The organism is Pseudomonas sp. UBA5568, from assembly GCF_002425525.1.
GTDB lineage: Bacteria > Pseudomonadota > Gammaproteobacteria > Pseudomonadales > Pseudomonadaceae > Aquipseudomonas > Aquipseudomonas fulva.
Window position 1 is genome coordinate 35,204 of the sequence record NZ_DIMK01000024.1, and the last position, 12,953, is coordinate 48,156.

Annotated in this window: 10 protein-coding genes; 2 read left to right on the forward strand and 8 right to left on the reverse strand. The window is 64.1% G+C overall.

All coding sequences use genetic code 11. The features are described 5' to 3' along the window. Window positions 1-29: 29 nt before the first annotated feature. Complete coding sequence (gene msbA, locus B2S33_RS07790; protein WP_027913984.1) at window positions 30-1,835, reverse strand: lipid A export permease/ATP-binding protein MsbA; 1,806 nt, start codon at window positions 1,833-1,835, stop codon at window positions 30-32. Window positions 1,836-1,982: 147 nt separating this feature from the next. Between msbA and B2S33_RS07795 the strand changes: the two genes are divergently transcribed. After that, a complete protein-coding gene (locus B2S33_RS07795; protein WP_242810034.1) occupies window positions 1,983-3,839 on the forward strand; it encodes a bifunctional O-antigen ligase/aminoglycoside phosphotransferase family protein in 1,857 nt (618 codons plus the stop codon). Between the two features lies 1 nt (window position 3,840). Further along, complete coding sequence (locus B2S33_RS07800; RefSeq protein ID WP_288650123.1) at window positions 3,841-5,049, forward strand: acyltransferase family protein; 1,209 nt, start codon at window positions 3,841-3,843, stop codon at window positions 5,047-5,049. Here the strand turns inward: B2S33_RS07800 and B2S33_RS07805 are convergent. The 7 genes from B2S33_RS07805 to B2S33_RS07835 are packed head-to-tail and all read right to left on the reverse strand — an operon-like array spanning window position 5,026 to window position 12,885. Next, the gene (locus B2S33_RS07805) at window positions 5,026-5,664 is read right to left on the reverse strand and encodes a CatB-related O-acetyltransferase (protein ID WP_128610982.1); all 639 of its coding nucleotides are present in this window, start codon (window positions 5,662-5,664) and stop codon (window positions 5,026-5,028) included. The genes B2S33_RS07800 and B2S33_RS07805 overlap by 24 nt on opposite strands. Before the next feature lie 6 nt (window positions 5,665-5,670). Further along, on the reverse strand, window positions 5,671-6,555 hold the full coding sequence (locus B2S33_RS07810; RefSeq protein ID WP_028687916.1) for a glycosyltransferase: 885 nt from the start codon (window positions 6,553-6,555) through the stop codon (window positions 5,671-5,673). Further along, window positions 6,552-7,697 carry a glycosyltransferase gene (locus tag B2S33_RS07815; protein WP_028687917.1) on the reverse strand — a complete coding sequence of 382 codons (1,146 nt, stop codon included), beginning with the start codon at window positions 7,695-7,697 and terminating at the stop codon, window positions 6,552-6,554. The genes B2S33_RS07810 and B2S33_RS07815 overlap by 4 nt, the downstream gene beginning before the upstream one ends. Next, a complete protein-coding gene (locus B2S33_RS07820) occupies window positions 7,694-9,124 on the reverse strand; it encodes a PIG-L deacetylase family protein (protein ID WP_128611144.1) in 1,431 nt (476 codons plus the stop codon). The genes B2S33_RS07815 and B2S33_RS07820 overlap by 4 nt, the downstream gene beginning before the upstream one ends. Next, window positions 9,121-10,017: an antimicrobial resistance protein Mig-14 gene (locus B2S33_RS07825; protein WP_027913990.1), complete on the reverse strand. Its 897-nt coding sequence runs from the start codon at window positions 10,015-10,017 to the stop codon at window positions 9,121-9,123. The genes B2S33_RS07820 and B2S33_RS07825 overlap by 4 nt, the downstream gene beginning before the upstream one ends. Next, window positions 10,017-11,144: a glycosyltransferase gene (locus B2S33_RS07830; protein WP_027913991.1), complete on the reverse strand. Its 1,128-nt coding sequence runs from the start codon at window positions 11,142-11,144 to the stop codon at window positions 10,017-10,019. The genes B2S33_RS07825 and B2S33_RS07830 overlap by 1 nt, the downstream gene beginning before the upstream one ends. Then, window positions 11,128-12,885 (reverse strand): carbamoyltransferase family protein, encoded by a 1,758-nt coding sequence (locus B2S33_RS07835; RefSeq protein WP_027913992.1) that lies wholly within the window; start codon window positions 12,883-12,885, stop codon window positions 11,128-11,130. Before B2S33_RS07835 ends, B2S33_RS07830 begins: the two co-directional genes overlap by 17 nt. Between the last annotated feature and the right edge of the window lie 68 nt (window positions 12,886-12,953).

A 12,953-nucleotide genomic window follows, 5' to 3' on the forward strand; every position in this document is an offset into this window, starting at 1 on the left:
GGGGCACCGAGGCCCCTTGGCAGGTAGGATCAGGTGATGTCGGCCTTGGCCGGCTCATCCAGGCCCATGGCATGCAGGCGCGCATAGTAACCGTTGGCGGCCAGCAGCTCGGCATGGGTGCCCCGCTCCACCAGACGGCCCTGATCCATGACCAGGATCTGGTCGGCCTTCTCGATGGTCGACAGGCGATGCGCGATCACCAGCGTGGTGCGCCCCTGCATCACGCGGTCCAGCGCAGCCTGGATGTGCCGCTCGGACTCGGTATCCAGGGCCGAGGTCGCTTCGTCCAGGATCAGCAGTGGCGAGTTCTTCAACAGCGCGCGGGCGATGGCCAGGCGTTGGCGCTGGCCACCGGAGAGCAACACCCCGTTTTCGCCGATCTGGGTATCGAAACCTTTGGGCAGCTGATCGACGAAATCCTTGGCGAAGGCTGCCTCAGCCGCCGCTTCGATGTCGGCACGCGGCGCCCCGGCCAGGTCACCGTAGGCAATGTTGTTGGCGATGGTGTCGCTGAACAAGGTCACATGCTGGTTGACCTGGGCGATGTGTCGACGCAGGTTGAGCAACTTGAAGTCTTCGATTTCCACGCCATCGAGCAGTATCTCGCCGCTGCTGTGGTGGTAGAAGCGTGGAATCAGGCCGGCCAGGGTGGACTTGCCGCTGCCGGAGCGGCCCACCAGCGCGACCATCTGCCCAGGCTCGACGGTGAAGTTGATGTCGCTCAGCACCTGGCGATCGGTACCGGGGTAGGTGAAGCTGAGGTTGCGCACTTCCAGGCGCCCGCTGACCGCATCACGCTCGACGGTACCGGTGTCCACTTCTCGCTGCTCGTCGAGCTGCTCGAAGATGCTCTCGGCACCGGCCACGCCCTTCTGGATGGTCGAGCTCACTTCCGAAAGCTGGCGAATCGGCTTGGGCAGCAGGCCGGCCAGGGTGATGTAGGCCACCATGTCGCCTGCCGAGGCATCGCCACGAAGGTACAGCACCAGGAACATCAGCACGGCCATGGCAACGTAGATCACCAGTTGCAGCAGGGGCGTGTAGATGGCGCTGGTACGGGTCATGCGCAGCTGCTTGTCGGTGTTGCTCTGGCTGGCCTTGAGGAAGCGCTGGCGCTCGTAGGCCTCGCCGCCGAAGCTGCGCACCACGCGGTAGCCCTGAATGGTCTCGGACGCCACGTGGGTGACGTCGCCCATGGCAACCTGGATCTTCTTGCTCTGTTTGCGGAATTTCTTGCTGGCACGGCCCACCATGAAGGCGATCAGCGGCAGGATGGCCAGCATCACCAGCGTCAGGCGCCAGTTCATCAACAGCAGCGAGCCGAACAGGAACACCACCGTCATGCCTTCGCGAATGACCACCTTGATGGCGTCGGTAGCCGCCCCAGTGACCATGGTCACGTTGAAGGTGATGCGCGAAATCAGGTGCCCGGAGTTGTTCTGGTCGAAGTAGCGGTTGGGCAGGCTCAGCAGGTTGTTGAACAGCTGCACCCGCAGGTCATGGACCAGGCCCAGCGAGACCTTGGCCAGGAAGTAGTTGCCCAGGAACGAACCCAGGCCTTGCCAGGCGGCGATGATGATGATCAGCGCCGGCACCGTGTGCAGCAGGTTCAGGTCGCGCAGGTGCGGGACGTTGGGAAACAGCGAGGCATCCGGGTTGGACAGGCCGTCGACGAAATACTTGAGGATGTAACCCAGCATTGGCTGGGTCGAAGCAAAGATCAGAAAGCCCAGGATACTCAGCAGGAACACGCCGATGTAGGGTCGGACATAGCCAAGTAGACGGAAATAGATCTTCATGCTCGATGGGCTCTGGGAGCCGTTGGCGTCTGTCATATCACGGAACATGCTGAAAATGGGGTGCTGACTTTACCACACGTTGGCAGCGACGTCGGACCACTCGGCCCCCGCCGCTTACCAGCAGCAATGCGCGCAAAGCTGGGGTAACATTGCCCGTTCTTTCGACCTGGGCCCTCTTTCTCCATGTTCCCAAGCAGCCTACACAACGCCGGCAACCGCTTTTTCGATTTCGTGTGCCTGTGGCTGCTGCCGGCCGGCATGCTGGCGCTGCTCGGTGCCCTGTTCTTCCTGCCCGAACGCAGCCTGCACCACAAGCTGTACTACGGCCTTTTCAGCATCCCGACCCTGCTGGCGCTATGTGTCCGGCCTCGTGAACTGAAAACCCTGTTTCGTGAACCGTTGCTGTGGCTGTTCGTGGCCTTCGCCGGCTACGCCATCCTCAGCCTGAGCTGGTCACCCTCGGCGGCGCAGGCGGACAACCTGATCAAGCGGCCCCTGCACACCCTGATGCTGTTCCTGGGCACCGGGCTGATGCTGCGTTACCGGCCCGAGGCGCTCAAGGGCCTTTTCCTGGGGGCTGCGCTACTGGCGCTGCTGGCCACGCTGCGGGACCTGACCACGTTCATGCTCACCTACACGCCAGGCAGCCGGCTGATCGGCGCAGGCGCTCTGGATAACCCGCTGCTCAGCTCGCACTTGTACGGTTTCTTCGGGACCTACTGGCTATGGATGGCGGTCAACGGCAAGCGGGCGCTGACCGTGTCGCTGTGCATGGCGGCCTTTGCGGTCATGTTCGCCGCGGTGGTGGCCACCGGTTCCCGCACGCCCCTGGTGGCCATGACCCTGGCGGTGAACTGGATCGCCCTGCTGTGCCTGGACCGTCGTTCGATCCCCCTGTTCCTGGCCGCTCCGCTGTTCATCGCCGCAGTACTGGTGGTGGACCCGCAGTTGATCATGGCGCGCGGCGACTCGTACCGTTTCGATATCTGGCGCATTACCTGGGACCTGTTCCTCCAGCACCCGCTGATTGGCCACGGCTACGACGCGCCCTTGTCCATCGATGTCGGCGTGGGCTACCTGCTGAGCGAGCCCCACAGTTTCGTCATGGGCGTGCTGTATTACGTGGGCATCCTGGGCTTGCTGCCGTGGCTGGGCATGATCCTCTACGCGCTTTACAGCGGCTGGAAGTACCGCACCCACCCTGCCCTGCAGATGGCCTCGGCACTGCTGGTGTTCGGCATTGGTGCGGGCCTGACCGAGGGCGGCGGTATCCTGTCGCGGCCCAAGGAGCACTGGTTCCTGCTGTGGATTCCGCTGGCACTGGTCGCGGGGCTGAACATCGCCCGCCGGGGCGGCAGGCTGGTGGCGGCCAACCGCGCTCGCTTGAGCGAGGCGCAGGCCAGGCAGCTGCATGAGGGTGCCCGCATCATCGAAGAGGACGGGCTTGGGCCCAAGGTCCTGCTCCTGCAAGATGGCAGCTTCCTGAAGTTGTTCCGCCCGCGCGCCTGGTACACCGCCGGCGCCTTCTACCCCTACGCGCGCCGCTTTGCCAGAAACAGCCAGCAACTGGCACTCGAAGGCATTCCCACGCCCCCCGTCGTGGAACTGCTGAACTACGCCGATGGCACCCAGGGTGTGCGCTACATCCCCCTGGCAGGCCAGACCGTGCGCCAGGCCCTGCAGGCCTGTCCCTCGCTGGCAGCACGCAAGGCCCTGGTGCAGCGGCTGGGGCGCTTCATGGGTCAGTTGCACCAGCAAGGCGTCTACTTCCGGTCCTTGCACCTGGGCAACGTACTGCTGATGGACAACGGCCAATTTGGCCTGATCGACCTTGCCGACATGCGCCTGCTGCCTTCGCCACTGTCGGCAGACCTGCGCCAGCGCAACCTGCGCCACATGCAGCGCTACGCCGAAGACAAGCAGTGGCTGTTCGAGGAAAACGTCCAGGCCCTGCTGGAGGGCTACAGTGCAGCGGCCAGCCAGACCATGAGCCACGCCCTACGCCAGAAGCTCGAACTGGCCCCTGGAGCGGATCGCTGACATGGGCTACCTCGCGCCGCTGCTCAGTTTCCTGGTGTTCGGCCTGGCCCTGTTGCTGGCAGGGCTGCTGCTGCGCAGCCCTTGGGTGGCGCGCCATCTGGAGCCGGTGGCGGGGCGCTGGGCCACCCTCGATGGCTTGAGGGGCTACCTGGCACTGGGGGTCTTCATCCACCATGCCGCCATTGCCTGGCATTACCAGCACACTGGCCAGATCAACATGCCACCGGAGCGCTTCTTTGCCCAGATCGGGCAAGCGAGCGTCGCCCAGTTCTTCATGATCACCGGGTTTCTGTTCTGGAGCAGGCTGGTTCGCCAGGGCCGCGCCTTCGATTGGCGGGCCTTTGCCATTTCCCGGGTCATGCGCCTGTACCCCCTGTATTTCGGCCTGCTGGCTGCGGTGCTTGTGACGGTGTTCTATCTGCAAGGCTGGGAGCTGCTGGATACGCCGACCGCCCTGGCACAACAGCTTTCAGCCTGGCTGCTGTTCCACCGTCCCGACATCAACCAGTTGGCCGGCACCGGCAACCTGATCTCGAACGTGACCTGGACCCTGAACTACGAAATCTACTTCTACCTGGCCTTGCCGTTGCTGGGCCTGATGTTCGTCTACCGCGGTACGCTCTTGAGGGCCATTGCCTGCGTGGTCGCCCTGTACCTGCTGGCAAAGCTCGTGGGCTGGGAACATGCGCTGAAGAAGAAATACCTGATGAGCTTTGCAGGCGGCATTGCGGCGGTGTACTGGATACGCAGCCCGAGGCTGGTGCAATGGGCCAAGGGCAGGTACGGCACCTGGATGGCCATCGGCTTGCTGGTGCTGGTGATGACAGTGCTGCACAAGACCTTCGCGGTATTCCCGCTGCTGCTGCTGAGCCTCGTGTTCTGCATCATCGTCTCGGGCAACGACCTGCTGGGCGCCCTGGCCCTGCGCAGTGCCCGCTGGCTGGGTGAAATCAGTTACAGCCTCTACCTGCTCCATGGGCTGGTGCTGTGGTGGCTCGCCTATCGCCTCTACCCCTCTTACGGGTTCACCTACGACGACCACGGGGCATTCATGGCCGTGATCGCCATCGCCTGCACCGTCCTGGTGGTCTTGAGCAGCGCCACGTTCCTCATACTGGAAAAGCCGGGGATCGCCCTGGGCAAGCGCCTGGCTCAGCGCCGGCAGACCAAGCCTGACAACCTGAAGTCAGGTTCGACCCGCCAGGCCTGAGGCGCGCTGCTCGGCATAGGCGAGAAACGCCTGGATATCATCGCTGCACAGCTTGCCCGCCACGTGGGCAATCTCGGCAGGTGGCCAGTCCCACCAGGCGCTGGCCAGCAGTTGCACGCGTACCGCTTCCGGGAATCGCCAGCGCACGACGCTGGCCGGGTTGCCGCCGACCACCGCGTAAGCGGGTACATCCCGCGTCACCACGGCCCCAGCGGCCACGATGGCGCCGCTGCCAATGTTCACCCCCGACAGGATCGTGCAGTTGGAGCACAGCCACACGTCGTTGCCGATGGTCACATCCCCGCGGCTGAAGGCATAGCCCTCTATGACCGATGCCTCGGGCAGCATGGCCGGGAATGGGTAAGTGGTGACCCAGTCGGCCCGATGATGCCCGCCAAGGAAAATCTGCACGCCTTCGGCAATCGAGCAATAGGCGCCGATGCGCAGCGTCGTGCCCTCTTGCCAGTCATGCACCTCGGGCACGCCATAGCTGCCCACGCCGAAAGCGTACTGGGGGTAACGCGCGGCAAATCGCGCCTGCCCGCGCTCGATGGCCGGCAGCTTGCGAATCGCCCGCTTGGCCCGTTTTTCCCGGTAGCGCGATAGCCAGCCCATGGCCCTTCAGCCCTTTTCCAAGGGCGAGAAGAACAACCGCCCCAGCCCGCGCCAGGTCTTGCGCGTATAGGCGCGCAGTGGAATCTGCGCCAGCAGTTCGCGGGCCAGCTTGCGGTCACGGTTGGCCACCTTGAGGAACATCGAGTTCAGCGCCTTGAACTTGACCTGCTCGTAGGCCGGGTGATCCTTGAACTTGGCATAGGTACGCAGGATGTTGTCGATCATGAATCGGTGGTTCTTGTACGAGTTGCTGGCATGTTTGCGGTAGCGCGCCATGACCACGCTCAGGCCATCGATGAAGTACCCGGCATGGGTCACCTTCAGTTCGATCAGCAGGTCTTCCAGGCGGATATCCGGGTCGAAACCGCCCACCTTCTCCAGCGCCTCGCGGCGGATCAGCAGCGTGGGCGCAGGTGGGTAGGGTTTGCGCTCCAGGAACATGTCCTCGAAGTCCAGGCGCCTGAACGGAACCTCGCGGCGCTGCCGCGCTTCGGGGAACAGCTCACCCTGGGAATCGATGAGTTCGATGTTGCCAGCGCAGATACCCACTTCGGGCTTGTCGGCCATGTACTGGACCTGGATCGCGATGCGATCCGGCATCATGATGTCGTCGGACCCGAACGGCGCGATCAGCGTGCCCCTGGCCCGCGCAATGGCCTCGTTGAGCGTGTGGGTCAGGCCTTTGTTGCGCTGCACGCGAAAATCGAAGCCATGTTGCGCCTGCAGGCGCTCGATACGCTCGACGCTGTCATCGGTCGAGCCGTCGTCCACCACCAGCAGCTCGATGTGCGGGTAGGTCTGGTTCAGTACGCTGAGAATGCTCTGCTCGATGTAAGGGCCATGGTTGTACGATGCGATGATCACCGTGACCAGGGTTGGGTCCGCACTCATTTCGGCTCCTTGGCAGCCAAGCCCGACTCGATCAGCGCCAGGTATTGCTCACGGAACACGTCGATGTCGTGGTGTTGATTGAGGTAGTGGTAGGCCTGCTCGCCCTTGGCATGCAACGCCGCGTCATCCAGCGCCAGGTAGCGGTCCAGGGCCGTGGTCAGGCTGTCAACGTCCGCGGGCTTGACCACCTCGCCGCCCGCGCCGGTAATCAGCGGCAACATGGCCGGCACGTCGCTGGCGATGACCGGCAAGCGCCCGCTCATGCCTTCGAGCAGGGCAAGGCCAAGGCCTTCGGCCAGCGATGGCATGGCCCAGATGTCGAAGGCACGGACGTAGCGCAGGGCGTTGTCACGAAAGCCCAGCAGGTGCGCCCTGCCCGTCAGCCCCAGGCGATCGATCTCAGCCTGCAGGCGCGCCTGCTCACGACCAGCACCGATGATCGCCAGCTGCGCGGTGGGGTACTTGTCCTTCAGGGCGGCAAACGCCTGGATCAGGTAGGTATGGCCTTTGACCGGCACCAGGCGGCCCAGCGCCCCGACCATGCGAACGTTCTGGGCCAGGCCAAGTTGCGTACGGGCCTCGGCCTTGTCCAGCTGCAACGCCTGGGCCTGATCCGTGTCGATGGCGTTGGTGATGGCGTGGGTGTTGGCATCGGTGAAACCGCAGCTGCAATCCAGCAGGTACTGCTTGACTGCCGGCGACACGCCTACGAACTGCCAATGCCCGTCGATCAGGCGCTGGGTCTGACGACGGCGGTAGGCGCGGTCGTACTCGCCGAAGCCATGGGAAATGCCGATGCACAACGGGATCTTCAACCAGCGGTTGAGCTGCAACAGCATGTTCACAGGCTTGAAGCGGTTGCAGATCACCACGTCGAAGCGTTCGCGCCGGCAATACCGGTAGAGCTGCCACAAGGCCTTGAGACGCATGCCCTTGAGCGCACTGTCGCTGAAGTCGAAGTACACCGAATGGTCGGCGCGGCTGACCGGTTGGCCAGGCGCAGGCCGGCCCTTGAGAAAGGCCATGGTCGTTTCGAAGCGATCCGCTGGCAGCGCCTTGAAGATCTGCTCGGCCAGGTCGGCGAAATCGTGCTGCTTGATGTTGTAGTCCGGTTGCAGTTGCAGGACTTTGAAACGCTTCATACGTTTTCCCGATGTACACCCTGGTGGCGGTCCGTCAGAACCCAGAACAGCTCGTGGCGACGCACGGCCTTGCGGAAAAATTCGTTCTCGCCGTAAGGCGAACTGCGCCGGCCTGCCAGCCAGCGCTGGATCACCCGTCGCACTCGGCGCTTGAAGGGCGGGCGGGGCTGAAGGTCGTGCATCATGCCCAGAGCCATGGCCTTGTCCAGTTGCAGAGGACGGTCCAGCACCAAGGTGCACGGCTGCCCGACCGACAACGCGTGGGTGACCGGCGGCAAGGCCACGCCTGCACCGCTGTCGCCCATGGGCCAGCGGTCGTTGTCGTGCAGGTGATTGGCATAGCCCAGCAGGATCTCGGGTTGCCACGGCAGGCCCTGCAACGCTTCCTGCAGGGCTTGCTGGGCAGCCACGTGGTCAGGATGCGGATCGAGCACCGGGTGCGGCATCACGATCACTTCCGGACGCGCCTGTTGTATCAACGCGCGCACGTCGGCCAGCAGGTTGTGCCAAGTCGGGACGCCGTCGTCGCCGGGCAGAGGCAACGCGTTGAGGGTACGGAAGGGGCGCGTGTCGGCCATGTCCGCTTCACGCGAGCCGAAGGGGGTCGTCGGTGCCTGCCGCATGGCCGGCAATTGCAGGCAGAAATAGCCCAACTGCACGCAGCGCGCTTGCGCAACGCCTGCCCAGCGAGGCACCGCGATACTGTCCCAGGCCCGCAAGCGCCCCTTGAGCCGCGCAGCCTCGACAGATGACAGGCCCATGGCCTGGTAGTGCTCGGCCTCGATTTCGCCAGCGGTCAGGGTCACGATCCAGGCTTCGTCTGCCTGGCTGTACAGGCCGTAGGCGGCAAGTTCGGCATCATCGGCATGGGGCGCGATGACCATCACCCGCTTACGACGCAGGTCTGGCTGCTGGAACATCCACAGGCGCGGCTGGCCCACCAGCCGGCAGAAGCGCCCGCGCAAGGTGATCTGGCCCTGACGCAGCGCCGTGTCGAGCCCAGTCAGGTTGAGGTAGCGCTTGCCGCGAACACCGCGCTCGAACACCTGCAGGTCTTCGCCACCTGCGCCTTCGATGGACACGCCGGGGTCAAGAAACCTGCCCAGCAGGGCGCAACGCAGCTCAACCTGCAGCACCCACGTGGCGCCTTCTGCGACGGGCAATGCAGGTAGCTGCAAGCGGCCGTCCTTCAAGCTTACGCCCGCCACTTCATCGGCCTCATCGAAGGCGTAGGTGTAGTCGTCGGCCGGGGTGTAGAACAGGTGATCGGCCAGCCACGCCTCGTGGGCCACCCACAGCAGCGGCAGCAGCAACAACGGCAGCCACCAGGTGACCAAACCCAGCGCAATCAACGCCGCCAGGGCCACCAGGAGCGCGAGGCGCTTGTTGCGCCGGTGGCGCTTTAGCAACTGCTGCTTGCGGCTCACGCCTGGTACACCGGCACGGGGTGGCACCAGCGGTCCTTGTACTCGCGGTCGGCACGGCCGAACGAGAACCGCAATGGCTTGTTGCGCGCGCGGGCGTCTTCCCAGGCGGCCTGGGTGTTGAGGAAACTCAACACGCTGCCGGGGCTGAACGCCTTGGTCTCGGGGTCGACGCCGCCATTGACGTATTCGACGCTGATCCACTCAGGCGCCTCGACGCGGTACACCAGCTGGATGGCGATAGGCTTGTTTTCGAGCAGCAGGACCGAGCCGATCAGCAGGTCCCGCAGCCGCGCGATCACGTCGCCCATGCGCTCGGCGCCGGTGGCTGCGAACCCCCAGCGACGCTGGAAAAGGTCGCAATACATGGCGGCGATGGTAGCGGCATCGAAGTCGCTGATCGGCCGCACCACGCCACCGGCTTCTTCCAGTAACCGCAGCTCACGGCGCTGGTTGTAACGGAATTTCTTCGACAGGTCTTCGGGCGCACGGGCCATCGCCAGCTGTTCTTTCTGCGCCTTGAGACCAACAAAGCGGCCCTGGTTCAGCTCGGACAGGTAGCGTGCGCCATGGCGCAGCGGCGCAGCGGCGTCGGCCGCCGCCGGCAGGATGATTTCGGCATTGCCCAGGTCAAACAACGCCTTCTTGCCGCTGCGCTTGAGCACGTCCTTGGACAGCGCCAGGTGGCGCCCCCAGGTGGGAATGGCTGCCTTGAGCTCCCCGCCCTGATGCCAGGCCAGGTAACGCACGGGGATCTGCGCCAGGTCCGCCAACTGCGAGACCACCAGGGGATGAGTGGCGACACTGCCGCCGAAACGCGCCCAGGCCTGGGCATAGGTTTGCGCGTCGATGACTTGCCAGCCACGCTCGCGCAGGGCTTTTACATGATTGAACATCAGGCCCCCACCAACGCGCGAACCTGGGGCAGTTGCCAGAAGGTATCGCGCACCGCCTGGTCCGAGAAACGCTCGCGCAGGCGTTCGAGCATATGCTCGGCGCACGCCTGGCGTTGCGAGTCGTCCAGCGCAGCCATGCGTTCGAGGCCTTGCGCCAGCTGGCTGGCCTCGCCCAGTGGGAACAGCATGCCGACACCCTCGACCACTTCCCGCGCGCCGCCACAGGCCGTGGCCAGCACCGGGACGCCAGCGACCATGGCTTCGAGCAGGACCATGCCGAAAGGCTCATGGTCGGAACTCAAGGCGAACACGTCGAAGGCCTGGAAATAACGACGCGCATCGGGCACCTGCCCCAGGAAGTCGACCTGATCGGCAACGCCCAGCTCGCGGGCCAGGGCCTTCAGTTTGGGTTCCAGGCGGCCCTTGCCCAGGATGGCCAGGCGCGCACCACCCGGCAAGGCCGGCAATGCCTGGGCAAAGCCGCGCAGCAAGGTGGCCTGGTCCTTGTCCGGGTGCAACCGACCGACGTTGCCCACCACCCAGGCCTGCGCATCCAGCCCCAACGCTTCGCGTGCCTCGGCACGCGGTACCAGGGCAGCTTGCAGGGCCGCGATGTCGATGCGGTTGTACAGCGTCTGGATGCGCTCGGCGGGCCACTGCGCCAGGCAGCGGCGCATGTCGTCGCGCACTGCGTCGGATACACCCAGCAGGCTCAAGCGCTTGCTGAACAGGTTGGCGAACAGGCGCCGGCCTTTGCGCTCATAGTCGCCAAAGGCATGGTGCACGCCTATCACCGGTAACCGGGTACCGAGCAAGGCGACGTAGATCGGCTTGAAGCGGTGAGCTATGCAGAACGCGAAGTTGCGCTGGGCCGCGACCTTGCGCAACGCCCGAATCGCGCCAAGCTTCAGGCCACGGACCGCCTTGGAGCTGAACTCCAGAAACAGCACTTCATCCGACGCACAGCCGGCCGCCACCTGCGGGTCGGCTGCGCCGGTCAGGAACACGGTCGTAACCTTGTAGCCGCTGCCCTCGAACAGGCTGGCGTATTGACGGGCACAATCCAGGAAAGGCCCGTCATAGCCATGGCAGAACTGCAGGATGCGCGGTTCAGAGCGGCTGTTCATAGGCGGCAGCGCCGTCCTTGACGACAAGGATGTCTTCCATGATCAGGTACTGCAGATCCGAGCCGAAGAACATGTTCAGGGCATCGGTCGGCGAGCAGATCATCGGCTCGCCCCGGCGATTGAGCGAGGTATTCAGCGAGACGCCATTGCCGGTCAGGTCTTCGAGCGCCTTCATCATGTCGTAGTAGCGCGGGTTGTATTCGCGCTTGAGCACTTGGGCACGGGAGGTGCCGTCCTCATGGACCACTTCTGGCACGCGGGTTTTCCACTCTTCAGCCACTTCGAAGGTGAAGGTCATGAATGGCGCCGGATGGTCGACCTTGATCATTTGCGGGGCGACCGTATCGAGCATGGACGGGCAGAAGGGTCTCCAGCGCTCACGGAACTTGATCTGCTCGTTGATGCGGTTGGCAACGCCCGGCACGCTCGGGCAGCCAATGATCGAGCGACCACCCAGGGCACGCGGGCCGAACTCCATGCGGCCCTGGAACCAGGCCACCGGGTTGCCATCGACCATGATCTTGGCGATGCGCTGCGGCATGTCGTCGAGCTTGCGCCATTTCGGGGCGTTGGGATGACGAGCACAGGCCGCGATCACATCTTCGTTGGAGTAGGACGGGCCAAGGTAGACGTGCTCCATCTTCTCGACCGGCACGCCGCGGGCGTGGGACACGTAGGCTGCCGCGCCCACTGCCGTACCGGCGTCACCGGAGGCCGGCTGCACGAACAGCTCCTTCACATCGGAACGGGCAATGATCTTCTGGTTGAGTTTCACGTTCAGCGCACAACCGCCGGCGAACGCCAGCTTGCCGGTTTCGCGCAGGGTATCGCCCAGGTAGTGGTCGATCATCTGCAGGGCGATCTTCTCGAACAGCGCCTGCATGCTGGCTGCGTAATGGATGTACGGCTCGTCGGCGATGTCGCCTTCGCGCTTGGGCCCCAGCCACTCGATCAGCTTGGGCGAGAAGTAGAAGCCCTTGCCTTTTTCCTTGTAGCGACGCAAGCCGATGACGTTGGCGTAATCGGTGTTGATCACCAACTCGCCGTTTTCGAAACTGGCCAGGCGCGAGAAGTCATATTTGCTGGCATCGCCGTACGGCGCCATGCCCATGACCTTGAACTCACCGTCGAGCATTTCGAAACCGAGGAATTCGGTAATAGCGCCGTACAGGCCACCCAGGGAATCCGGATCGAAGAACTCCTTGATCTTGTGGATCTTGCCGTTCTCGCCGTAGCCGAAGAAGGTGGTGGCGTACTCGCCTTTGCCGTCGATGCCCAGGATCGCGGTCTTTTCCTTGAAGCCCGAGCAGTGGTAGGCGCTGGAGGCATGAGCCAAGTGATGTTCCACGGGCTCGATCTTGACCTTTTTCGGGTCGAAGCCCAGCTGCTCCAGACACCAGACGATCTTCTTGCGGTAGCGCTTGTAGCGGCGGTTGCCCATCAGGATCGCGTCGAGGGCGCGGTCCGGTGCGTACCAGTAGCGCTTGGCGTAGTGCCAGCGCGCCTTGCCGAACAGGCTGATGGGCGCGAACGGGATGGCAATGACATCGACGTCGGCGGGCTTGATGCCGGCTTGTTCCAGGCAGAACTTCGCCGATTCGTAGGGCATGCGGTTTTTCGCATGCTTGTCGCGCACGAAACGCTCTTCTTCGGCGGCGGCAATCAGCTTGCCGTCGATGTACAGGGCCGCGGAAGGGTCATGGCTGAGGGCGCCGGACAGGCCAAGAATCGTCAATGCCAAGGGATAGGCCTCTTCATTCGGTAGAGATGCGCCAGCGGCCCGGTGGGCGGGTGGCGGCTAAAAGGCGG

Bases quoted from the DNA above. Each gene is read 5' to 3' on its own strand.
- B2S33_RS07805 (WP_128610982.1), bottom strand. From the start codon at position 5,664: ATGGGCTGGCTATCGCGCTACCGGGAAAAACGGGCCAAGCGGGCGATT.
- B2S33_RS07800 (WP_288650123.1), top strand. From the start codon at position 3,841: ATGGGCTACCTCGCGCCGCTGCTCAGTTTCCTGGTGTTCGGCCTGGCC.
- B2S33_RS07830 (WP_027913991.1), bottom strand. From the start codon at position 11,144: ATGAACAGCCGCTCTGAACCGCGCATCCTGCAGTTCTGCCATGGCTAT.
- B2S33_RS07815 (WP_028687917.1), bottom strand. From the start codon at position 7,697: ATGAAGCGTTTCAAAGTCCTGCAACTGCAACCGGACTACAACATCAAG.
- B2S33_RS07825 (WP_027913990.1), bottom strand. From the start codon at position 10,017: ATGTTCAATCATGTAAAAGCCCTGCGCGAGCGTGGCTGGCAAGTCATC.
- B2S33_RS07795 (WP_242810034.1), top strand. From the start codon at position 1,983: ATGTTCCCAAGCAGCCTACACAACGCCGGCAACCGCTTTTTCGATTTC.
- msbA (WP_027913984.1), bottom strand. From the start codon at position 1,835: ATGACAGACGCCAACGGCTCCCAGAGCCCATCGAGCATGAAGATCTAT.
- B2S33_RS07810 (WP_028687916.1), bottom strand. From the start codon at position 6,555: ATGAGTGCGGACCCAACCCTGGTCACGGTGATCATCGCATCGTACAAC.